The following is a 21,875-nucleotide window of genomic DNA, read 5'->3' as shown; positions in this document are numbered from 1 at the left end:
GTTCCACATATTCCGAGAACGGCGGCATTGAGGCTGGACAGAGAGGTTTCGAATTCGGTGCTTCCTACACCTTCGATAAGAACATCGTTGGTAAAGCTCAGTACTTCTGGGGCAAACAGATTGGTCTCGAGAAGGACGATCAGGAGAAGAAAGTTCATGCTATCTGGACAGAGCTCTCCTTCCTGTTCTAATTCCTTCCGGAATAACAGAAGTAAACTCAACAATAAAAGCCTCGGCGAAAGCCGGGGCTTTTTTGCGCGCTTTTTTAGCCAATTCTCCCTCCATTCTGCGGCTCTTAAGCCCCCCCTCTGAGAGGGGGGTGGCAGCCGAAGGCTGTCGGTGGGAGAACACTTGCCAAAAATATATTTGTGTGGCGGCTACGATCCTTTGTGGAGAAGTGCGAAGGGGAAAGTTCTGTCGCAATAAAAATCTATATCCATAAAGCCTCGGTATGCACCGAGGTTTTTTCATGCCCATTTCTAGGTATTTGTCTCAATTTTTGTCTATTAGAATTGACAGAACAATCAATTCGTTTTATGATAATGAACTATCAAGGAACTTTCCCATACAGCGCTATATAATAGAAGGAAAAGATAAAAAGTGACAGACAGATTTTTTCTCGCAGCCCTGCTGGCTGTGCCTAAGCTGAAAAAACCTACGGTGCGTAACATCATTTCGAGATTCGAAAGGGCAGAGGACGTATGGAACGCAGACACCAAAGTCCTTGCACCGTTTATGTGCGGAGAAGAGCTCAGTGCTTTGACAGCATTCCGCTCCAAAAAGAAAAACCTTCCGGAAAAAATCTTCCGTGCCTGTGAGGAAAAGCACATAGATGTATTTGTCGAGGAGGACGAGAAATATCCTGAGATTTTGAAGGAAATATTCAATCCCCCAATGCTTCTTTTCTGCAGAGGAACATTAAAGCCTGATGCACCCCGTATAGCAATGGTGGGCTCGCGAAGGGCTACTGCCTACGGACGTCACGCGGCTGAGGAGCTTGGGGCTGAGCTTGCGTCATACGGGCTTACGATTGTAAGCGGCGCAGCCAGAGGGATAGATACCGCTTCGCACAAGGGCGCTCTCAAAACAGGGCACACAGTAGCTGTTCTCGGCTGTGGAATAGATGTGGCGTATCCTCCCGAGAATGAAAAGCTTCTTGAGCTGATTGCGGAAACAGGCGCGGTGATTTCGGAGTATGCTCCGGGCACGTCGCCACGTCCCGGATTTTTCCCTGCAAGGAACCGCATAATAAGCGGTCTTTCCATGGGTACTGTTGTGGTTGAGGCGGCTGAGCACAGCGGTTCTCTTATAACGGCAGAGCTTGCTCTTTCGGACGGAAGAGACGTGTTCGCGGTGCCGGGCAGTATATATTCTGCTCTCAGTGAAGGGACAAATCGTCTTATCCAGCAGGGAGCCAAGCTGGTGCGTTCGGGAAAAGATGTCATTTCCGAGTATCCCATGTTTTCAGATATTTTGAATGAAAATAAGTCAAAATCATATGCTGACGAAAGTATTCCTGAGGGGCTTTCGGACGAAGAAAAGAAGGTATACGGCATATTATCACCCGAACGGGGGATGACAGCCGATGAGATAATATATGCGCTCCACGGAGGAAGCGGCGCGGCTAATGTTGCGTTCCTGCTTTTGCAGATGGAGCTCAGGGGATTTATTGAAGAGGATGAAAATCACGCATATACCCGTGCGGTAAAGGAGGCACACTGATGACCACAAAGACGGCAAAGAAACCGACAAGAAAGACGGCAGCAAAGAAGGAAAGCAAAAAAGCGCAAAAGACTCTTGTTGTCGTTGAGTCCCCGGCAAAGGCGAAAACCATAGAAAAATACCTCGGACGTAATTTCGTCGTCCGTGCGTCCATGGGACATCTCCGTGACCTTCCGAAAAGTCAGTTCGGAATTGACGTTGAGAACGATTTTGAACCGAAGTATATCAATATCCGCGGCAAGGGCGACCTTATCAAGGACCTCAAAAAAGAAGCGAAGGGCGCAGGCAAAATATATCTCGCAAGCGACCCTGACCGCGAGGGAGAGGCCATTGCGTGGCATCTGGCGTATATTCTGGGGATTGATCCCGAGGAAAACTGCCGAATCATTTTCAACGAGATAACGAAGCCTGCGATTCAGGCGGCAGTAAAGGATCCACAGCCTATAAATCTCGACAGGGTTGACGCTCAGCAGGCGCGCCGTATGCTTGACCGCATTGTTGGTTACAAGCTGTCTCCGCTGCTCTGGAGAAAAATCCGCAAGGGTCTTTCGGCAGGACGCGTACAGTCTGTTACGGTAAAGCTTATCTGTGACCGTGAGAAGGAAGTACAGAATTTCGTTTCCGAGGAGTACTGGACTATTGATCTGAAGCTCAGAAAGAAACGCTCGAAGCTTTTCGAGGCTGAGCTTACTGCTATCGACGGCAAGAAGCCTGAGCTCAAAAACCGTAAAGAAGCACAGGCTGTTTCTGATGACCTTGAGAAACAGATATTCCGCGTAGACGAGGTCAAACGCAGGGAACGCCAGAGAAAACCGGCGGCTCCATTCAATACTTCGAGCCTGCAGCAGGATGCGGCGAGAAAGCTTGGCTTTACTTCCCGCAAAACGATGATGCTTGCTCAGCAGCTTTATGAAGGTCTTGCACTGGGCAAAAAAGGCCCTGTCGGTCTTATCACATATATGCGTACCGACTCCACGCGTATTTCTGATGTGGCTCTTGATGAGACACGCCAGTTCCTCAAGGAGAACTACGGCACGGCGTACGTTCCCGAAAAGCCCAATGTCTATACATCAGGTAAAAACGCGCAGGACGCCCATGAGGCAATCCGACCGACCAGCATTCTCCGCACGCCGAAGGAGGTTGAGCCGTTCCTTTCGAATGACCAGCTGAAGCTTTACACGCTTATCTGGCAGCGTTTCGCGGCCTGCCAGATGACTCCTGCCGTATATGATACTCTGAGTGTGGCTCTTTCCGCAGGCAAAAAGTATAAATGCCGTGCGTCGGGTTCGCAGATGAAGTTTGCAGGCTTTACGGCGGTATATGTGGGTGTGGAAGGCAAAAAGGAGAAGGATGTTCTTCTTCCTGAGCTTGCCGAGGGTGAGGAAGTTGACCTTTCGGCAGTTCTTCCCGAGCAGCATTTTACAGAGCCGCCTGCACGCTATAACGAAGCGTCTCTGGTAAAGACTCTGGAGGAAAAGGAAATCGGCCGTCCGAGTACCTATGCGCCTATCATTGAGACCATTCTTGCCCGCGGCTATGTTGTCCGTCAGGACAAGCATTTCCAGCCTACTGAGCTTGGCTTTGTTGTGGTTGATATGCTTGAGGAATATTTCAAGAATATCGTTGATGTGAAATTTACGGCTGACCTTGAAAATGAGCTTGATGAAATCGCTGAAGGAAAGATGGGCAAGAATGCGCTTTTGAAGGAGTTCTATGACCCCTTTGAGGAAACTCTTACGAAAGCTGACGAGGCTATCGGCCATGTGGAGCTTCCTGTTGAGGTTTCTGATGTAAAATGCGAGCTTTGCGGCCGCATGATGGTTGTAAAACAGGGACGCTTTGGCAAGTTCCTTGCCTGCCCGGGCTTCCCGGAATGCCGCAACACGAAGCCGTATCTGAAGGATACCGGGGCGAAATGCCCGAAGTGCGGCGGCAGCATTGTGGAACGCCGTACACGCCGTGCCCGTATTTTCTATGGGTGCAAGAATTATCCGGAATGCGATTTTGTGACATGGGACGCTCCTGTTGCAGAGCCGTGCAAGGTGTGCGGAGGTCTTGTACTGAAGCACCGTTTCAAAAACGGTCGTGCGCTCAACTACTGCTTTGATGATTCCTGCAAGTCCCGTATCGACCATCCGATTAACAAGGAGCTCGAACGGCTGAAGGAGAAGGCTGAAAAGGCGGCTTCGGGCGGAAAGGCTGAGAAAAAGACCGCAGCAAAGACCGCGGCGAAGAAAACGGCAGCCAAGAAACCGGCCGCAAAAAAGATTGCCGTAAAGAAAACCACGGCTAAAAAGACTGTGAAGAAAACAAAGTAAGAGAAGGGAGCGGACGCAGTGAAGAAAATCATCATCGCAGGCGCGGGGCTTGCCGGAAGCGAAGCGGCTTGGCAGGCTGCAAAACGCGGTGTGAAGGTGGAGCTCTATGAAATGCGCCCGGAGCATTCTACGCCCGCACATAAGACAGGAGATTTCGCGGAGCTGGTCTGCAGCAATTCGCTGCGAGGCGCAGGTCTCGAAAATGCGGTTGGAGTGCTCAAGGAAGAAATGAGACGCCTCGGCTCCATAGTGATGGAGGCGGCAGATGCGACGAAGGTTCCGGCAGGAGGTGCTCTTGCCGTTGACCGTCATGGGTTCAGCCGTTATATTACGGAGCATGTTTCAAATCATCCGAATGTCACAGTAATCCACAAGGAGCTTACGGAGATTCCCGTTGAGGAGGATGCCGTCACTATCGTTGCAACAGGGCCTCTTACTGCGGGGGCACTGGCTGAGGACATAAAGAACCGTATCGGTCAGGGATATTTTTATTTCTATGACGCGGCGGCTCCTATAGTGACTCTTGAGTCCGTGGATATGACCCGCGCATGGCGCGCGTCCCGTTATGACAAGGGCGAGGCGGCATACATCAACTGTCCCATGACAAAGGAAGAGTATACGGCTTTTTGGCAGGCACTTACTACAGCCGAAAAAGCGCCTACTCATGATTTTGAAAAAGAAATTTTCTTTGAGGGCTGCATGCCTGTTGAGGTTATGGCGTCACGGGGCGAGGATACGCTTCTTTTCGGTCCGCTGAAGCCTGTAGGGCTGGACGACCCGCGCACGGGCAAACGTCCCTATGCGGTTGTGCAGCTCCGCCAGGATAACGCGGAGGGAACGCTTTACAACATTGTGGGCTTTCAGACGCACCTCAAATGGCCTGAGCAGCGCAGAGTATTTGCCATGATTCCCGGGCTTGAACATGCGGAGTTCGTACGCTATGGCGTAATGCACAGAAATACCTTCATCAATTCGCCTTTGGCACTTCTTCCAACAATGCAGCTGAAGGAAGATACAAATCTTTTCTTTGCCGGACAGATGACAGGCGTTGAAGGATATGTGGAGTCAGCTTCATCGGGACTTGTGGCAGGAATCAATGCTGCACGTCTTGCCCGGGGCGGAGAACCTGTTGTATTCCCTGAGGCTACGGCGCACGGTGCTCTCTGTCACTACATTACCACGGCAGACTCAAAAAAATTTCAGCCTATGAATGTGAATTTTGGGCTGATGCCGAAGCCTGTGGAGCGAATCCGCGACAAGAAGCTCAAAAAGCAGAAAATAGCTGAAGCGGCTCTTGCGGCTCTTGATGCTTTCCTGCCGACAGTCAAGGACTGAAAATAAAAGGAGATAACGGTCATGGAAAATTCCAATGCTTTTCACGCAACGACCATAGCGGCGGTGCGTCATAACGGAAAAACTGCTATTGCGGGCGACGGTCAGGTAACCTTCGGCGAGCATACTGTCATGAAGGCCAATGCAAGAAAGGTGCGCCGCCTGTACCATGATAATGTGATTGCGGGCTTTGCAGGCTCTGTGGCAGATGCTTTTACGCTTTTTGAAAAGTTTGAGGCAAAGCTGGAGGAATATAACGGCAATCTCATGCGCGCATCTGTGGAGCTGGCAAAGGAATGGCGTACTGACCGTGTTCTGCGCAAGCTGGAGGCACTTCTTCTTGTGGCGGACAGCAATATGATTCTTATGATTTCGGGAAACGGCGAGGTAATTGAGCCGGACGGCGATGTTGCGGCTATCGGTTCGGGCGGGTTCTATGCCCTTGCCGCGGCGCGCGCCATGGTGAAGCATGCAAATGATATGACCGCGGCTGAAATCGCAAAGGAAGCTCTTTCCATTGCGGCAGATATCTGCGTCTATACGAATCACAATATCAAAGTGGAAGAGCTTGACTGAGGAGGCGTTAATCGTTGAACGAGCAGACACCAAGACAGATTGTCGATGAACTCAATAAATATATTGTCGGGCAGGACAAGGCTAAGCGTGCCGTTGCGATTGCGCTCCGCAACCGCTGGCGCAGCCGCCGCATTGATGAGTCCATGCGTGAGGACGTGATTCCGAAAAATATCCTGATGATAGGCTCCACCGGCGTTGGAAAGACGGAGATTGCACGCCGTCTCGCAAAGCTTGTAAAGGCGCCTTTTGTTAAGGTTGAGGCGACGAAATTCACAGAGGTAGGCTATGTGGGCCGTGACGTCGAGTCCATAGTCCGCGACCTTGCGGAGGTAGCTGTCCGCATGGTGAAGCAGCAGCGTATGGAAGAGGTACAGGACAAGGCGAAGGAACTTGCAGAGGAAAGAATTCTTGATGTTTTTGTCCCGGAGCCGAAGAAATTCTCAAATCCTCTGGGAAGTCTTTTCGGAGCTGCGGCAGATGTGGCAGAAAAGGAAGAGCCGGAAGGTGAGCCGAAGTACAAGGCAGGCCGTGACTGGTGCAGAAAACGCCTTGAAGCAGGCGAGCTTGAGGATGAGCTTATTGAAATCGACGTGGAGGATACTTCACGCCCCATGATAGGTATGCTCTCGGGTTCGTCTCTTGAAAATATGGGCGATGGGCTTCAGGACATGCTTTCAAGTCTCATGCCGAAGAAACACAAAAAACGCAAGGTCGCTGTTAAGGAAGCACGCAAGATTTACACGCAGGAGGAAGCGTCGAAGCTTGTTGATATGGACGAGGTTACGACGGAGGCACTCCGTACTGCAGAGACAAGCGGTATTGTTTTCCTTGATGAAATAGACAAGGTGGCAGTGAAAAACGGGCAGGGCTCCGGCCCCGATGTTTCGCGCGAGGGTGTGCAGCGCGATATTCTTCCTATCGTCGAAGGCTCTACGGTCATGACGAAGTACGGGCCGCTGAAGACAGATCATGTGCTTTTTATTGCGGCAGGAGCCTTTCACACGGCGAAGCCTTCGGACCTCATTCCTGAGCTTCAGGGACGCTTCCCGATCCGTGTTGAGCTTACTGCATTAAAAAAAGAGGATTTCAAGCGCATTCTCACAGAGCCGAGAAGCGCGCTTATCAAGCAGTACACGGCGCTTCTTGCTACGGAGGGAGTTACTCTCACCTTTGGTGATGATGCCATCGACAAGCTGGCACAGATGGCATGTGATGTAAACGCGCAGACTGAAAATATCGGAGCGCGCCGCCTTCATACACTTCTTGAGAAGCTTTTGGAGGAGGTCTCTTTTGACGCGCCTGAGCTTGAGGATAAAAACGTAGTGATTCATGCAGACTACGTTGAGGAGAAGCTGGCGGAAATTACTGTGAACCGCGATTTGAGCCAGTTTATTTTGTAAAAGAGCGGAAAGCGTTCTTCCGCTCAATCTGCTGAAGTGCCTGAAACCCTGTGTCGAAGGGCATGGACGGCAGCCGTATAAGTTCAATACTGCAGAAAATAAAAAAATTTCAAAAAATTCGAAATTTATACTATGATTGCTGTATACATTGTGTTATAATAAAAATACGATAAACGGACTTATACGAATAGATGGTATTTATAGACTATACGTGTAATGGTAAATGAAAGAAGGGGTGGTACATGGCAACTTTACTGGAGAGGGCACGGAAAATCAATCGACTTCTGCAGCGGTCAGAGAATGTAGAGTTCGACAGTATTTCGCGTGTTCTGTGCAACGTCATCGGAGCGAACGTCTACATCACGAACAAGAGCGGAAAGATTTACGGGTACGCGTTTGTAGATGACTTTGAGTGTGAGCTCATGATCGACAAGGTTATCAATCAAGGCCAGTTTCCGAAGAACTATGTGAAGTGGATGCTCAAGATTGATGAGACATCGGCTAATCTCCGTTCGAAGAGCGGCATGTGCGCTTTTGCTACACCGGAGCAGGAGTGCATGTTCAACGGAAAGAATACAACCATTGTTCCGATTTACGGGGTAGGAGAGCGAATCGGAACAATGATTGTAGCAAAGTATGACGAGATATTCACTGATGATGATCTGTTGCTGGCAGAGTACGGAGCAACTGTCGTAGGCATGGAAATGCTGAGAGACAGAACACAGCAGATTGAAATCGAGGCGCGCAAGCGCACTGCGGTTCAGATTGCGCTTTCAAATCTTTCTTTCTCGGAGATTAAGGCTGTTACGGCTATCGTCGACGGACTGAAGGATCTTGAGAAGCCGGATGAACCTCTTGTGGCATCGAAGATTGCCGACAGCGCGAAGATTACACGCTCGGTTATCGTCAATGCGCTTCGCAAGCTTGAGTCGGCGGATATCATGGAATCCAAATCGCTTGGAATGCGCGGAACCCATATCAAGATTAAGAACGAATATCTTGAGGAAGAATTGGCAAACTTTAATAGGTGATTTATGGCGCTCACAGGTTATAGGACTTGTGGGCGCCTTTTTGCAGGAATCTAGGACTTGTTGGGACATTGATACCATTTTTGAATTTGTGGGGCATATATATAGCACAGTTATATGAAAAAATGATACAATGAAAAAGAATCTATAAAAAAAATCCTCGGAAAAAAAGGATTTTTGCGCTTTTTTGTCGAATAGTAAGCTAATAGTAAAAAAACGGTTATAACTTACTGATAAATCCTAAAGCCTTTGTGTATAAGGAATAAGACGAAAGGACAGGTGAAGGGAATATATCCCCCCTGCCCCGTTTGGTCGTTGTTTTGAAAATACGCCGCGTTTGAATTCATCTGCGGCGCTGAAGGAACCATATATTTTCTAAACTTAGATAAGGAGGGGTCGCATGCTGGAACAGATTTTGATGGGTGGCGGCATGGATTACATGCAGTGCGGTGTCAATGCCGCTAATATGCGTCACGAAGTAATTGCCCATAATATAGCGAATGTCAATACGCCGCACTACAAGCGCAGTGAGGTTGAGTTTGAGCAGATGCTGGCCCGCGAGCTTTACGGAGATCTGGAGCAGGAGGGCAAGCTGAAGCTGGTCCGCACCAGGGACAATCATCTGCCCATCGGTCATCTGCCCATCCGGGCGGAAGCAAAAGAGGTCGTGGACAATACGACGATTATGCGTACCGATAAGAACAATGTGGATATTGACATTGAGATGGCGAGCCTTGCGAAGAACCACATTTATTACAACGCCCTTATGACGGAAATCGGGAGCTACATATCCCGCGTAAAGACATCCATCACTAGTACGGAAGGCTGATAAAGGAGAATTGTTATGAGCATGTTCACTGGAATTGACGCGGCAGCTTCGGGACTTACTGCTGAACGTCTTCGCATGGATGTTATTTCCAATAACCTTGCAAATGCAAATACGACGCGTACACCTGAGGGCGGTGCTTATCACCGCCGGTACGTAGTTTTTGAACCCCGTGAGCAGTGGGAGAAAAATCAGACCTTTGCGGGGTATCTTTCGAATGCTATTCAGAAGAAAATGGGAAGAAAAATAGGCAGAGGAAACGGCGTTCGTGCAATACGCATTGAAGAGGATAGGACACAGGGGCCTCTCGTATACGATCCGGGACATCCGGACGCGAATGCGGACGGCTACGTCGAGCGTCCTAACGTAAACTCTGTCGCTGAGATGGTCGATATGATTACGGCTTCCAGAGCGTATGAGGCGAATGTTACGGTGATTAACTCGGCAAAGAGTATGGCTTCTAAGGCAATGGAGATTGGCAAATAATATAGATTACCAATGAGGGGTGGAAACCATGGAGATAGAGCCTTTACAGATGACTCCGGTACGAAGCGTTAAAATGAGCGCTGAAAGCCATCTTGGCGAAACGCTTCCTGAGTCGGAGGTCAAATCGTTTGGGGAACTTTTGACAGATGCACTTAAGGAAACGAATGCACTGGAGAATAAAGCGACTGCTTTAAATGCAGCTCTTGCTGCAGGAGAGATCGATGATGTTTCACAGGTCGTTATTGCAAGCCAAAAAGCGGATATCGCGCTGAACCTTACACTTCAGGTCAGAAACCGTGCGATTTCCGCGTATCAGGAACTCATGCGCATGCAGGTCTGATAACGCACGGGGGTAAGTGAAACAAGTCGAAGGGATTGAGAAGATGGCAGAGTGGAAAGAGAGATATCTGCAGCTTTGGAATAAAACGACCAAGCAACAGCGTTATATTATGCTCGGAGCGGTCGTGCTGCTGTTTGCCCTGATTCTGGGAAGCAGTTATTTCTACGGAAGCAAGCCTGACCTTGTACCTTTGTTCACGAACATGGAAGCAAAGGATGCCGGTGAGGTTGCAGCAAAGCTGAAAGAATCGAAAATCCAATATGAGGTACAGGAGACGAAACAGGGGGTTACTATCCTTGTTCCGTCTAAAGACGTGCACGGAGCACGCCTTGACCTCGCTACGCAGGGACTCCCGCGCGGCAATAAGGGTTTTGAGATATTTGATGACAGCAAGCTCGGTGTTACCGAGTTCCAGAACAAAGTAAATTATTTGCAGGCACTGCAGGGCGAGCTGACACGCACGATTGAGCAGATTGCCGCGGTTGACAAGGCCCGGGTGCATATCGTACTTCCGGAGGACAGCCTCTATAAAAAGAATGAGAAGCCCGCTACGGCTTCCATTATGCTGAAGCTGCGTCCGGATAAAAAGCTTTCCAAGAAAGAAATCAAGGGTATTGTAAACCTCACGGCGCACAGTATCCAGAGCCTTACACCGGAAAACATTACTATTGTTGATGATACCGGAAAGATTCTCAACGATCCTGATGAGGACGAGGAGAAGAATGTAAGCAATCAGACGATATCGCAGCTTGAGATGACCCGCAAGGTCAAGGAGCGTATGCAGAAGGATGTACAGAGCCTTCTGGATCAGGCTCTCGGCGAAGGCCGTGCCTTTGTACGTGTCAATGTAGAGCTTGACTTTGACCAGCGTCAGACGGACCGTCAGATATTTACTCCGGTCGTCGACGAATCCGGAATTATCCGCAGCCAACAGGATATGAGCGAGAGCTATAACGGTACCTCGAACAATCCGGGCGGCCCTGCGGGTGTTCAGTCGAATGTTCCGGGCTATGTTGCTCAGGCTGAGACAGCAAATGCTCAGTACGAGAAGAAGGAATCGACTAAAAACTACGAAATCAACGAGGAGAAATCCAAGATTATCGCGTCGCCGGGCTCTATCCGCCGCGTGAATATCGCCGTTCTCGTCAATGATGATATTACACGGGCACAGCAGGACAGCATCCTGCGCTCGGTGTCCTCTGCCGTAGGCATAAACGCGGAACGCGGAGACACGGTTTCCGTAGAACCGCTGCCGTTCAGTACAGAGCTTGCTGACCGCCGTGCTGCTGAAGAAGCCGCAGAACGTGCTCGTCAGGACCGCAACTTCTACATGACGGTTGCCGGTGTGGTACTGCTTTTGGCACTTATTGTCGGCGCAATACTGCTCCGCCGCCGCAGACTGCGGTTGGAACGCGAGGCTTACGAGGAAGAACAGAGGCTGCTGGCTATTGCTGAGCAGGAGCGTCTGGAGGAAGAGAGACGTATGGAACAGGAACGTGCAGAGCTTATTGCTGCAGGACAGGTTCCGGAGGGACTTATCGACGAAGAACCGCAGCTTACGGAAGAGGAATTGCGTACTCTTTCGGAGCGCGAAGCGATCGAGAAACTCATCAACGAGAAGCCGGCAGAGGTGGCAATGCTCGTCAAGACCTGGCTTTCGGAGGATTGATAAACTATGCCTGATATGTATGATGAAAGTGAACAGGAGATGTCCAACCAGCAAAAGGTTGCTATCCTTTTCATAACGCTCGGACCGGAGAACTCGGCAAAGCTGTTTCAGCATATGGCTGACGATGAGATCGAGAAAATAACTCTCGAAATTGCCAGCCAGAAGCAGGTAACACCGCGTCAGAAGGCGATGGTGCTCAGCGAGTTCTACCAGATGGCGATGGCTAAGAACTATCTGTCGACCGGCGGTCTCGAGTATGCTCAGAGTGTCCTTGAGAAGGCACTCGGCTCTGAAAAGGCTGCAAACATTATCAGCCGTCTTACGACGAGTTTGCAGGTTCGTCCTTTTGATTTCCTTAAGAAGACAGATCCGTCACAGCTTTTGAACTTTATACAGAATGAGCATCCGCAGACGATTGCACTGATTATGGCGTATCTTGACCCGGATCAGGCAGCGATAATTCTGGGTTCTCTTTCACAGGAAAGACAGGCCGAGGTTGCCAAGCGTATCGCTATCATGGACCGTACTTCACCTGAGGTCATCCGTGAGGTTGAGCGCGTGCTTGAGCGCAAGCTGTCGTCTTTGGTTACGCAGGATTTCACCACGGCAGGCGGCGTAAAGGCTATTGTCGAGGTTTTGAACCGCGTCGACCGTACAACAGAGAAAACTATTATCGAAACGCTCGAGGTCGACAATCCGGAGCTCACAGAAGAAATCAAACGTCTCATGTTCGTATTCGAGGATATTGTTATGCTGGACGACCGTTCGCTGCAGATGGTGCTGCGTGAGGTCGACGGAAAAGATTTGTCGCTTGCCCTCAAGGCGACACCGAAAGAGGTCGCTACGAAGGTATTCAAGAATATGTCTACGCGTGCAGCAGAAATGCTGAAGGAAGAAATCGAGTTCATGGGTCCTGTTAAGATTCGTGACGTCGAAGAAGCTCAGCAGAAGATCGTCAATGTCATCCGTAATCTGGAGGATAAGGGCGAGATTGTTGTTTCCCGCGGAAAGGGTGACGAGATGATTGCCTAAGATTATCAAGGCGTCAGTTTGGGATGAAGCCCCATGCGTTGTCAAGGTTGATTCGCCGGCGGGGGCTAAGGCTGCCGGAACAGGCGCGGCAAATAGAAAAGGTGCCTTATCGGGTAAGCGTGAGGAGACAGCACGCCGCCGCAAGGCACATGATGAAAAAGCCACAAGCGAGGCTATGATGAAGGATGCTTTCGCCAAGAAAAAAGAGGCGGAAGCAGCTTTGGAAGAAGCCCGTGCGGCAGGAGCTATGATTAAGGCCGATGCCGAAAAAGAAAAGAATGCTATTCTTGAGGATGCTCACCAGCAGGCTGATGTAGTGCTGGAAAAAGCACGAAGCGACGGCCGTGAGGAAGGAATTCAAATCGGCCGTGAGGAAGGCATTGCTCAGATAAGAGAAGAAGAAAAACAGATTATCCTTGATGCAAACGCCAAGGCTGAAAAGACTTTGGAGGATGCAAAAAGGGAAACGCAGATGTATGTGCAGCAGGCAGAGGACCAGATTGCTCAGATGGCAATGGAAATCGTTGAGAAAATTCTGCCACAGCATTTTATAGATGTACTTACGCTGGTGCTCCCGCTGGTTCAGAAGGCGCTTTTGAAGGTCAAGGATCAGCCGTCGGTTAATGTCCGTGTTTCGCCGGACAGCTATGATTTGGTACTCATGGCACGTTCGGAGATGCAGAACCTTCTTGAAGGAAATGCGCTGCTTGAGGTATATTCAGACGAGAATCTCGGTCCCGGTGACGTGATACTGGAAACACCGAACGGGGACGTAGATGCGAGACTTTCTACTCAGCTTGAGTCAATAAGGAAAGCAATACAGGATGTCATGTCATGATTGAACCCAACCTCAAAAGATTTTCCCAGGCAATTGAAGAAAGCGAGCCAATCAAAATGAGCGGCAAGATTGTTCAGGTCATCGGACTCGTCATAGAGTCCAAGGGCCCGAATGTAAGCATGGGAGAGCTTTGCTATATAAAATCCAGATTTCCGGGGGTTGAGCCGATTCCTGCGGAGGTAGTTGGCTTCCGCGAAGGCAAGGTCCTTCTGATGCCAGTCGGTGACATGGCGGGCATCGGGCCGGGATGTGAGGTAGTCTCGGCACAAAAAACACTGCAGGTCAAGGTAGGTCCGCAGCTTCTCGGACGTGTGCTGGACGGACTGGGCAACCCGATGGACGGGAAAGGCCCTATCATCAGCAAGCTGGAGTATCCGCTGCAGGCATCGCCGCCGGATCCTTTGCTTCGTCCGCGTATTCATGAGTCCCTTTTCGTTGGGGTCCGTGCTATTGACGGGCTGATTACTTTGGGCTCCGGCCAGCGTATTGGTATCATGGCCGGAAGCGGTGTTGGTAAATCTACACTTCTGTCAATGATTGCGAGAAATACCGAGGCTGATGTCAGCGTTATCTCTCTGGTAGGAGAGCGTGGACGTGAGGTACGCGACTTTATTGAACGCGATCTTGGAGAGGAAGGCCTGAAAAGGGCTGTTGTCGTCGTTGCTACATCTGACCGCCCTGCGCTTGTGCGTATCAAGGGAGCTATGACTGCTACGGCGATAGCGGAGTATTTCAGAGACCAGGGCAAGAAGGTAGTATTAATGATGGATTCTGTCACACGCTTTGCTATGGCACAGCGTGAGGTCGGACTTACCATCGGAGAACCGCCTGCCACACGAGGGTATACTCCTTCGGTTTTCGCTTTGCTTCCGCGGCTTCTTGAGCGTGCGGGAACGAGTGATAAGGGGTCTATTACAGGTATCTATACCGTTCTTGTTGACGGTGATGATATGAACGAGCCTATTGCAGATGCCGTTCGAAGCATTCTTGACGGTCATATTGTTCTGTCGAGGGCAATCGCGGCGCAGAACCATTTCCCGGCCATTGACGTTCTTGCAAGCGTCAGCCGTGTTATGAGCGATGTCGTTGAGGATGAGCACATGGCGGCAAACCGCAATATGCGCGCGCTGCTCGCGGTATATAAGGAAGCCGAGGATTTGATTCATATCGGCGCTTATGTAAAGGGCTCGAGCAAGAAAATTGATGAGTCAATTGAAAAAATTGATGCCATCAATGAATTCCTCTGTCAGGGTGTCTTTGAAAAGACAACCTTTGAACAGACAAAACAGCAGCTTGAGGGGATTTAATCTCCAATACAAGAGCAGGGGAAGGCAATGAAGAAGTTCCGCTTTAAACTTGAAAAATATCTTGACGTCACGCGGCGCAAAAAGGAAGATGCCGAGCTGAAATTCGCAGAGGCAACACGTCTTTTGGACGAAGCGCGTGAATATCTGCAGGTGCTTTTGCAGGAGATGGCAAAAGGCCAGCGTGATTATGCGGAGCTTACGGCTGAGGGAAAGCGTATTACAGTCGGGACACTCACGACGTATAACAGCTTTTTTAACTGGAAACGTCAGCAGATCGAGCAGCAGCAGCAGGTAATACTGCAGCGTCAGGCGGACAGGCAGACATGCCTCAAGGAGCTTCTGAAGCTCATGAGCCGTCTTAAGAGCATCGAGCAGCTGAAGGAAAAACGCCTTCAGGAATACAAAGATGAAATTCTCTTTGAAGAGAACAAGATGCTTGATGAAATCGGTCTTCAGCTTTACATGAGAAATACACGTCAGGAGGCGCATGCATAATGGATTTATCATCGCTTAACGCGGTAATGCAGCGTGTTGCGGATATTGAGTACCGCGTCGGAATGCGCCGCAGACCGGGTGGAAATACAAGCTTCCAGTCCATGCTTGATGAACAGATGAAGACTTCATCTGCAAAACGGGGTTCGGACGGGAATGCTGTTAATCCGACCACAGCGGCTTCAAATACATCAAGAACGAATCCTTCAGCTCCTTTTAACGGAGTAGCCTCTGCTACAGGGCTTGATGCGGGATATCATGATGTAATCGCCGCGGCTGCGCAGAAATATAATGTAGATCCCGCGCTTGTTTCGGCTGTTGCCGAGGTTGAGTCGGGCTTCCATCAGGATGCTGTCTCGGAGGCAGGGGCGGTAGGCATAATGCAGATTATGCCGGATACGGCCGCTACTCTTGGAATAAATCCGTACGACGCACAGCAGAATATTGACGGCGGAGCGAAATATCTCAGCCAGCTTCTGCAGTCCTTCGGCGGAGATATCAAAAAGGCAGTGGCTGCGTATAATGCCGGTCCGCAGGCGGTACGCGACCATGGAGGGGTACCTCCGTATGGCGAGACAGAGGCTTATGTTGACTCTGTGCTTGACCTTTACAAATAAATGACGGCTGCCGTCATTGAAAACAGGTGAAGTTATGGCAGATAAAAAGGACGGGGAAGCGTAAATGGCAGATACAAATGGACAGCCTTCGAAAAAGCGGCGCATCCTTAAGGCGCTCGCAATGCTCTTCCTGCTTGTCCTGTTGATTGGTGCAGGTTTTTTCGTCGGAATATATCTCCGTATTTTTGATGTAGATAAAATCAATGAGAGCATGAAGCTTTATGATATGCCTGTCATCGGACAGTTTTTTGTGAAGCGTCAGGGCGGTGAAACGGAGACAGAGCAGGCGCAGACTGCTGAAGCCGATAAGGCGCAGGCTGATAAGGACAAGGCGAAGGAACCGGATAAGGACAAGGCAAAGCAGAAGCCTGAGGAATCCAAGCCGGTTGTACTTACAAAGGCTGAAATTGAGAAGCAGAAAAAGGAGCAGCAGGCCGCAGAGAAAAAGCGCGTTACGAAGCTGGCGCGTCTCTACAATGAAATGAAGCCTAAGGATGCCGCGGCTATTATGGATGCTCTTAATGATGATATTACAATTGCTATTTTGCAGCGTATGGATGAATCGCAGTGTGCGAAGATTCTCACGGCGTTTGAACCTGAAAAGTCGGCAAGGCTTACTCGGGTCATATATTCCGGAGCACGTTCCAGAATGAGTTCGCCGGGAGATGCCGAAAATGCAGAGCCCAATCCGCCGATAGAACCGGCAGAGCAATAATCAGGGCTCAGGCTGCAGAGGGGAATGAGGTAAACCGGATGATAAAGCTCACAAAATTTAATTCTGAGGTAAATAAAAAAGGAGTTTTCATACTCAATGCCGAAATAATAGAAACAATAGAGGAAACTCCTGATACAGTTGTCACTCTCATCAATGGAAAAAAGCTTATCGTTGATGAGCCGATGGATGAGGTAGTAAGGAGAGTCATGGCATACCGCCGTGCGCTGCAGAAGTATTGAGGGGATTCGGAAGCACAGCTTCCTGTATCGCATAAATTATGAAAAGAGAGTAGAGGAGTGATTGAGAATGGCAGACGAAAAGAAACCGGCAGACGCAGCCGATGAGGGTAAAGAAGCGGAGGCCCAGGCCGAGGGGAAGAAAAAGTCTCCCATTATTATTATCGCAGTCTTAGTTGTAGTCGGCCTCGTACTGGCTGCAGGTATTTCTTACTTTGTTGCGACCAAGATTCTGTCGAACTCCGTAGCGGAGGAAGGGGCACCCCGTTATCATGATCCGGGCGTGTTCATTAAGCTCGGCGACGCGAAGGATGGTCTTCTTGTCAATGTCGGAGGAATCAAGGGGGGACGTTTCCTCAAGGTTGGCATTGTTCTCGAAATGAATCCGGGAAAACAGGATAATATCAAGGAAGGCAAGCTGAATCCTGTTGCTGAGACAAAGATGCTGGATACGGTACTCCAGATTCTGCGTTCGGAGCCGCTGGACGGTTTTGATGCGCAGAAGCAGGAGGCTTTGAAAGATAAAATCAAGGTCGAGGTGAACCACACGTTGGGTGAGGGCTCAGTTTACAACGTGTACATCACAAGCTTTGTCCTCCAGTGACAGGCGAAATCCATATCAAAGGGAAGGAGGGTGAAGATTGGCAGATGACGTACTGTCTCAATCTGAGATAGATAAGCTTCTGTCTGCAATTTCAAGCGGTGATGTTTCCGCAGACGAAGTTAAGGCAGAAGAACAGCAGAAAAAAGTCAAAACATATGACTTCAAACGTCCTGATAAGTTCTCGAAGGACCAGATTCGTACATTGCAGATGCTGCATGAGAATTTCGGCCGCATGCTGAACACTTATCTGTCAACTAACCTTCGAAGTCTGGTAGATATAGAGGTCGCTTCTGTAGAACAGCTTACCTATCAGGAATTTATTCAATCATTGGGAAATCCGAGCGTTATCGGAGTCCTGGCGGTTCCGCCTCTTAAGGGCAACATAATCATGGAGCTCAATACGAGCATTGCGTTTTCCATTATTGACCGTGTGTTTGGCGGAACGGGAGCGAACACGATTAAGCCTCGTACGCTGACGGAAATAGAAGAAGCGGTTATTCGAAGAACTTTTGCGAAAGCCATTGAACATTTCCGTGAAGCATGGGCGAACGTGGTACATATAACACCGCGTCTCGAGGTTATGGAGGCAAATCCGGCATTCGTTCAAATTGTTCCACCGAGTGATATGGTTGTCATCATCACTCTGAAGATAACGATTGGCGAGGTCGAGGGATTCATGAATATTTGTATCCCGTATCTTGTTCTCGAACCGATTATGTCGAAATTGACAACGACCTTCTGGGTAGCGTCCTCCGTTTCTAAGGAGAACCACCCGGAGCAGGTTGAAATATTGCAAAAGAAGATAGCCAAAACGAAGGTGCCTTTCGTAGTAGAGCTTGGGTCAATAGAAATATCCATTCGGGAGTTCCTTACACTCGGATATGGAGATGTTCTCCAGCTTGATACGAAGGTCAAAGATGAACTGTCGTGCCTTATCGGCAAGAGGAGAAAGTTCTTCTGCAGGCCGGGTACATTCGGAAAAAGAGCTGCCGTACAGATTACGCGAGTAGCTCCAGAGGGAGATGAAGATACAGATGAGTGATGATATGATTTCGCAGGAGGAGATTGATGCCCTGCTTAACGGCGGCGGTGCAGCTCCACCGGCAGACAGCGCACCTGCGGCTGATGCAGCGGAACCCGCTGCTGATGGTGCAGCGGCTCCGGACCTGGGCAGCCCCTTGTCCGACATGGAGAAGGATGCGCTCGGCGAGATCGGCAACATTTCCATGGGCAGTGCTGCAACAACGCTTTCTGTGCTGCTTGGTCATAAGGTTTCGATTACTACGCCGACGGTATCTGTCGACACAATGAATTCTATCCGCAATACATATCCGCTGCCTTATCTCATTGTTGAGGTCGGGTACACGATTGGTATTGACGGAAATAATATTCTTGCCATTCAGGCGCAGGATGCGTGCATTATCGCAGATCTCATGATGGGCGGCGATGGAACAAATCCGCCTGAAGACCTCAATGAGATTCATATGAGCGCTGTCGGAGAGGCAATGAATCAGATGATGGGTTCTGTTTCCACGTCTCTGTCGACGATGTTCAATAAGAAGATTGATATTTCTCCACCGAAGGTAAATCTTATCGACCTCGGCTCCGAGGATAAGGTAACGGAGATTGTTGGCGGGGATGATATTGTTGCGAAGATTTCTTTCCGCATGGAGGTTGATGGACTCATCGACAGCCAGATTATGCAGATTCTTCCGCTCGATATCGCAAGGGAAATGGTTGAAAGCCTCATGAACAGCAGTAAGGCTGAGGAAGAGGTAGCAGCACCGCCTCCGGCACCGGCACCCGCACCTGCGGCTCCGCCACCGCCGCCGGCAGCTCCGGCAGCTCCGCCTCCGATGGCAGCAGCACCGCCTCCAATGGCACCTGCTCCACAGGCAGCGCCTATGATGCAGGCTCCTATGCCTTCGTATGGACAGGCTATTGCACAGGGAGTTCCTGTGCAGCCGGTACAGTTTACACCTCTGGCTACTGCTCCGGTTCAGGTCAACGATGCGAACATCGGACTTATTCTCGATGTTGCGCTTCAGGTTACGGTTGAGCTTGGCCGTACGAAAAAGTCAATTAAGGAGATTCTTGAGCTTACAAACGGCTCTATCGTCGAACTGGATAAGCTTGCCGGCGAACCGGTAGACATTCAGGTCAACGGGAAGCTCTTGGCAAAGGGTGAGGTCGTTGTTATCGACGAAAACTTCGGTGTCCGCATAACGGATATCGTAAGTCCTGAAGAGCGTGCAGCCCGTCTGCAGTGATTGTTTTTCTTGAGAAATTCCTTTATATTTTATATAATGTTAACAAGTAGAATTAGGCCATTTTTACAATGCAAAGATGAGGAGAGATGAAACATGGCAGTTAGAGTCTTAGTTGTAGATGATGCGGCATTCATGCGCATGATGGTTAAGGATATTCTTTCCAAGAACGGTTATGAGGTTGTTGGTGAAGCTGAGAACGGCGCAAAAGCTGTTGAGAAGTACCAGGAGCTCAAACCGGATCTTACTACGATGGATATCACCATGCCGGAAATGGATGGTATCAGCGCAGTTAAAGAAATCAAGAAGATTGACCCGAACGCTAAAATCGTTATGTGCAGCGCTATGGGTCAGCAGGCAATGGTTATCGAGGCTATTCAGGCAGGTGCCCGCGACTTTATCGTTAAGCCGTTCCAGGCAGACCGCGTCCTCGAGGCTGTTCGCAAAGCTGTAGGTTGATGAACGCACGTGTGCTTCGGTGCGCAGGACTGGCCTTGCTGTTGGTCCTCCTGCTGACGGGATACGTGTCGGCAGCTGCCGATGCCGCCGGAAGCGGATACCTTTCCGGCTATGCAGAGGCAGATCCCCGTCCGACCGCTGTTTCGTGGTGGTCGACGATAGCGTATCTTCTCAGCCTTTTTGCCGTGTTTGCGTTTGTCGTGGTCATGGCTTATATGGCGTCCCGCTTTTTGAGCGGCCGTTTTGCACAAACCTCTGAAGGGCAGGGAGGGCGTATACTCGCGCATCTTCCTCTGGGACCGAACCGTTCCGTCTGTGTGGTTGAACTTGCAGAACGTGTCTTCATGCTGGGAGTTACCGAGCATTCGATAACACTTCTCCGTGAAGTAACGGATGAAGATGAGATTGAGCGGCTGCATCGCCGTCAGCTTGGAAGCATGCCGTCTGCCGATGATTTGTTTTCGTCGCAGATTGGGTCGCTGGAACAGCTTGCAAAACGGATTCCGTCTATATTTAAGAACGGACCGTATCGCAAATGAGAAGGGGTTGTGCAGCGGTGATGAATAAACAGCGGGCTCTCATTTGCCTGGGAGTCCTGCTTTCTTTTTGTCTGATGCTGCCTGTGGTGCAGGCAGCGCCGATTATTCCGAGCGTTGATGTAAACGTCGGAACGGCGGATAATCCGCAGCAGGTTGCTTCTACACTGCAGATCGTCGCGGTATTGACGATTCTATCGCTGGCTCCGTCTATCATTGTGATGACAACAGCGTTCATACGTATCGTTGTCGTTCTTGGGTTTTTGAGGAATGCGCTTTCCACGCAGAACGTACCGCCTAACCAGGTGGTTATTGCGCTGTCGCTGTTCCTGACCTTCTACATAATGTCTCCTTACTGGAGCGAAGCCAACGAGCAGGGGATTCAGCCGTATCTCGCAGGGCAGATTTCACAGGAGCAGGCGCTTCAAAACACGGTTGCGCCTATGCGTGAATTCATGTTCAAGCAGACGCGCGAATCGGATTTGGCACTTTTCGTTAATTTGTCGGATGCACCCCGTCCGGATTCTCCGGATGATGTGTCAACGTTTACGTTGATTCCGGCTTATGTTATAAGTGAGCTTAAAACGGCATTTCAGATTGGCTTTATGATTTACATACCCTTCATAGTAATTGACATGATTGTGGCAAGTACGCTTATGTCAATGGGTATGATGATGCTTCCGCCGGTCATGATTTCTATGCCGTTCAAGATTTTGCTTTTCGTCATGGTTGACGGGTGGCATCTCTTGATTAAGTCTCTCATTGTCAGCTTTAAATAGGAGATGGAACGATGTCGGGAGATGTGGTTGTTCAGCTTGGACAGCAGGCTTTGATGGTCGTTCTGATGGTCGCAGCGCCTATGCTGGGGCTTGGACTCCTTGTTGGTCTGAGCGTGAGTGTGTTTCAGGCGACGACGTCGATTCAGGAGCAGACCCTCGCCTTTATTCCGAAAATTATCGCCGTTTTTGTGGCTATTTTGATTTTCGGTCCATGGATGCTCCGGATTATGGTGGAATATGTTATGAGTGTATTTACGAATATTCCGCTGTATCTTAAATGATTGGAGGAAATACAT

General features: G+C 49.8%; 24 protein-coding genes and 1 pseudogene. All 25 read left to right on the top strand.

Annotated features, from left to right (window positions below):
- Window positions 1-191: pseudogene (locus ACY69O_RS04260) on the top strand (hypothetical protein); the annotation flags it as partial.
- Window positions 192-600: 409 nt separating this feature from the next.
- Entirely contained in the window at window positions 601-1,722 is a 1,122-nt protein-coding gene (gene dprA, locus ACY69O_RS04255; RefSeq protein WP_462332224.1) for a DNA-processing protein DprA, read from the top strand.
- Window positions 1,722-4,040, top strand: a complete 2,319-nt coding sequence (gene topA / locus ACY69O_RS04250; RefSeq protein WP_462332223.1) for a type I DNA topoisomerase — start codon at window positions 1,722-1,724, stop codon at window positions 4,038-4,040. Before dprA ends, topA begins: the two co-directional genes overlap by 1 nt.
- 18 nt (window positions 4,041-4,058) lie before the next feature.
- Window positions 4,059-5,375, top strand: coding sequence for a methylenetetrahydrofolate--tRNA-(uracil(54)-C(5))-methyltransferase (FADH(2)-oxidizing) TrmFO (gene trmFO / locus ACY69O_RS04245; RefSeq protein ID WP_462332222.1), 1,317 nt, complete (start codon window positions 4,059-4,061; stop codon window positions 5,373-5,375).
- A gap of 21 nt (window positions 5,376-5,396) precedes the next feature.
- Complete coding sequence (hslV, locus tag ACY69O_RS04240) at window positions 5,397-5,948, top strand: ATP-dependent protease subunit HslV (protein WP_462332221.1); 552 nt, start codon at window positions 5,397-5,399, stop codon at window positions 5,946-5,948.
- Between the two features lie 14 nt (window positions 5,949-5,962).
- Window positions 5,963-7,348, top strand: coding sequence for an ATP-dependent protease ATPase subunit HslU (gene hslU / locus ACY69O_RS04235; protein WP_462332220.1), 1,386 nt, complete (start codon window positions 5,963-5,965; stop codon window positions 7,346-7,348).
- Window positions 7,349-7,590: 242 nt separating this feature from the next.
- Window positions 7,591-8,379 carry a GTP-sensing pleiotropic transcriptional regulator CodY gene (codY, locus tag ACY69O_RS04230; RefSeq protein ID WP_462332219.1) on the top strand — a complete coding sequence of 263 codons (789 nt, stop codon included), beginning with the start codon at window positions 7,591-7,593 and terminating at the stop codon, window positions 8,377-8,379.
- A 397-nt stretch (window positions 8,380-8,776) separates the two neighbouring features.
- The gene (gene flgB / locus ACY69O_RS04225; protein WP_462332218.1) at window positions 8,777-9,205 is read left to right on the top strand and encodes a flagellar basal body rod protein FlgB; all 429 of its coding nucleotides are present in this window, start codon (window positions 8,777-8,779) and stop codon (window positions 9,203-9,205) included.
- Window positions 9,206-9,220: 15 nt separating this feature from the next.
- Window positions 9,221-9,688: a flagellar basal body rod protein FlgC gene (flgC, locus tag ACY69O_RS04220; protein WP_462332217.1), complete on the top strand. Its 468-nt coding sequence runs from the start codon at window positions 9,221-9,223 to the stop codon at window positions 9,686-9,688.
- A gap of 28 nt (window positions 9,689-9,716) precedes the next feature.
- Window positions 9,717-10,028: a flagellar hook-basal body complex protein FliE gene (fliE, locus tag ACY69O_RS04215; protein WP_462332216.1), complete on the top strand. Its 312-nt coding sequence runs from the start codon at window positions 9,717-9,719 to the stop codon at window positions 10,026-10,028.
- 43 nt (window positions 10,029-10,071) lie between these two features.
- Window positions 10,072-11,697 (top strand): flagellar basal-body MS-ring/collar protein FliF, encoded by a 1,626-nt coding sequence (fliF, locus tag ACY69O_RS04210; protein WP_462332215.1) that lies wholly within the window; start codon window positions 10,072-10,074, stop codon window positions 11,695-11,697.
- Window positions 11,698-11,703: 6 nt separating this feature from the next.
- A complete protein-coding gene (gene fliG, locus ACY69O_RS04205) occupies window positions 11,704-12,729 on the top strand; it encodes a flagellar motor switch protein FliG (RefSeq protein WP_462332214.1) in 1,026 nt (341 codons plus the stop codon).
- Window positions 12,722-13,567, top strand: coding sequence for a FliH/SctL family protein (locus ACY69O_RS04200; protein WP_462332213.1), 846 nt, complete (start codon window positions 12,722-12,724; stop codon window positions 13,565-13,567). The genes fliG and ACY69O_RS04200 overlap by 8 nt, the downstream gene beginning before the upstream one ends.
- Window positions 13,564-14,874, top strand: coding sequence for a flagellar protein export ATPase FliI (gene fliI / locus ACY69O_RS04195; protein WP_462332212.1), 1,311 nt, complete (start codon window positions 13,564-13,566; stop codon window positions 14,872-14,874). Before ACY69O_RS04200 ends, fliI begins: the two co-directional genes overlap by 4 nt.
- Before the next feature lie 27 nt (window positions 14,875-14,901).
- Window positions 14,902-15,369: a flagellar export protein FliJ gene (gene fliJ / locus ACY69O_RS04190; RefSeq protein ID WP_462332211.1), complete on the top strand. Its 468-nt coding sequence runs from the start codon at window positions 14,902-14,904 to the stop codon at window positions 15,367-15,369.
- The gene (locus tag ACY69O_RS04185) at window positions 15,366-15,983 is read left to right on the top strand and encodes a lytic transglycosylase domain-containing protein (RefSeq protein WP_462332226.1); all 618 of its coding nucleotides are present in this window, start codon (window positions 15,366-15,368) and stop codon (window positions 15,981-15,983) included. Before fliJ ends, ACY69O_RS04185 begins: the two co-directional genes overlap by 4 nt.
- 64 nt (window positions 15,984-16,047) lie before the next feature.
- The gene (locus ACY69O_RS04180) at window positions 16,048-16,698 is read left to right on the top strand and encodes a MotE family protein (RefSeq protein ID WP_462332210.1); all 651 of its coding nucleotides are present in this window, start codon (window positions 16,048-16,050) and stop codon (window positions 16,696-16,698) included.
- 38 nt (window positions 16,699-16,736) lie between these two features.
- The gene (locus ACY69O_RS04175) at window positions 16,737-16,937 is read left to right on the top strand and encodes a flagellar FlbD family protein (protein ID WP_072934537.1); all 201 of its coding nucleotides are present in this window, start codon (window positions 16,737-16,739) and stop codon (window positions 16,935-16,937) included.
- Between the two features lie 67 nt (window positions 16,938-17,004).
- Window positions 17,005-17,538, top strand: coding sequence for a flagellar basal body-associated FliL family protein (locus tag ACY69O_RS04170; RefSeq protein WP_462332209.1), 534 nt, complete (start codon window positions 17,005-17,007; stop codon window positions 17,536-17,538).
- 37 nt (window positions 17,539-17,575) lie between these two features.
- Window positions 17,576-18,580, top strand: coding sequence for a flagellar motor switch protein FliM (gene fliM / locus ACY69O_RS04165; RefSeq protein WP_462332208.1), 1,005 nt, complete (start codon window positions 17,576-17,578; stop codon window positions 18,578-18,580).
- Entirely contained in the window at window positions 18,573-19,808 is a 1,236-nt protein-coding gene (gene fliY, locus ACY69O_RS04160; protein WP_462332207.1) for a flagellar motor switch phosphatase FliY, read from the top strand. Before fliM ends, fliY begins: the two co-directional genes overlap by 8 nt.
- Window positions 19,809-19,901: 93 nt before the next feature.
- The gene (locus tag ACY69O_RS04155) at window positions 19,902-20,264 is read left to right on the top strand and encodes a response regulator (RefSeq protein WP_462332206.1); all 363 of its coding nucleotides are present in this window, start codon (window positions 19,902-19,904) and stop codon (window positions 20,262-20,264) included.
- 35 nt (window positions 20,265-20,299) lie between these two features.
- A complete protein-coding gene (fliO, locus tag ACY69O_RS04150) occupies window positions 20,300-20,803 on the top strand; it encodes a flagellar biosynthetic protein FliO (protein WP_462332205.1) in 504 nt (167 codons plus the stop codon).
- A gap of 74 nt (window positions 20,804-20,877) precedes the next feature.
- Window positions 20,878-21,579, top strand: coding sequence for a flagellar type III secretion system pore protein FliP (fliP, locus tag ACY69O_RS04145; protein WP_462332225.1), 702 nt, complete (start codon window positions 20,878-20,880; stop codon window positions 21,577-21,579).
- 11 nt (window positions 21,580-21,590) lie between these two features.
- Window positions 21,591-21,860: a flagellar biosynthesis protein FliQ gene (gene fliQ / locus ACY69O_RS04140; RefSeq protein ID WP_462332204.1), complete on the top strand. Its 270-nt coding sequence runs from the start codon at window positions 21,591-21,593 to the stop codon at window positions 21,858-21,860.
- Window positions 21,861-21,875: the final 15 nt, after the last annotated feature.

It is taken from the genome of Schwartzia sp. (in: firmicutes) (genome assembly GCF_978017985.1).
Note: the sequence above shows the minus strand (reverse complement) of the source record. Positions and strands in the feature narration are given on the sequence as shown.

Coding starts and splice junctions, on each gene's coding strand:
- fliY (WP_462332207.1), top strand. CDS start 18,573: ATGAGTGATGATATGATTTCGCAGGAGGAGATTGATGCCCTGCTTAAC.
- hslV (WP_462332221.1), top strand. CDS start 5,397: ATGGAAAATTCCAATGCTTTTCACGCAACGACCATAGCGGCGGTGCGT.
- fliI (WP_462332212.1), top strand. CDS start 13,564: ATGATTGAACCCAACCTCAAAAGATTTTCCCAGGCAATTGAAGAAAGC.
- fliQ (WP_462332204.1), top strand. CDS start 21,591: ATGTCGGGAGATGTGGTTGTTCAGCTTGGACAGCAGGCTTTGATGGTC.
- ACY69O_RS04180 (WP_462332210.1), top strand. CDS start 16,048: ATGGCAGATACAAATGGACAGCCTTCGAAAAAGCGGCGCATCCTTAAG.
- fliP (WP_462332225.1), top strand. CDS start 20,878: ATGCTGCCTGTGGTGCAGGCAGCGCCGATTATTCCGAGCGTTGATGTA.
- flgB (WP_462332218.1), top strand. CDS start 8,777: ATGCTGGAACAGATTTTGATGGGTGGCGGCATGGATTACATGCAGTGC.
- ACY69O_RS04155 (WP_462332206.1), top strand. CDS start 19,902: ATGGCAGTTAGAGTCTTAGTTGTAGATGATGCGGCATTCATGCGCATG.
- ACY69O_RS04175 (WP_072934537.1), top strand. CDS start 16,737: ATGATAAAGCTCACAAAATTTAATTCTGAGGTAAATAAAAAAGGAGTT.
- fliE (WP_462332216.1), top strand. CDS start 9,717: ATGGAGATAGAGCCTTTACAGATGACTCCGGTACGAAGCGTTAAAATG.
- flgC (WP_462332217.1), top strand. CDS start 9,221: ATGAGCATGTTCACTGGAATTGACGCGGCAGCTTCGGGACTTACTGCT.
- fliG (WP_462332214.1), top strand. CDS start 11,704: ATGCCTGATATGTATGATGAAAGTGAACAGGAGATGTCCAACCAGCAA.
- fliJ (WP_462332211.1), top strand. CDS start 14,902: ATGAAGAAGTTCCGCTTTAAACTTGAAAAATATCTTGACGTCACGCGG.
- fliF (WP_462332215.1), top strand. CDS start 10,072: ATGGCAGAGTGGAAAGAGAGATATCTGCAGCTTTGGAATAAAACGACC.
- ACY69O_RS04170 (WP_462332209.1), top strand. CDS start 17,005: ATGGCAGACGAAAAGAAACCGGCAGACGCAGCCGATGAGGGTAAAGAA.
- topA (WP_462332223.1), top strand. CDS start 1,722: ATGACCACAAAGACGGCAAAGAAACCGACAAGAAAGACGGCAGCAAAG.
- codY (WP_462332219.1), top strand. CDS start 7,591: ATGGCAACTTTACTGGAGAGGGCACGGAAAATCAATCGACTTCTGCAG.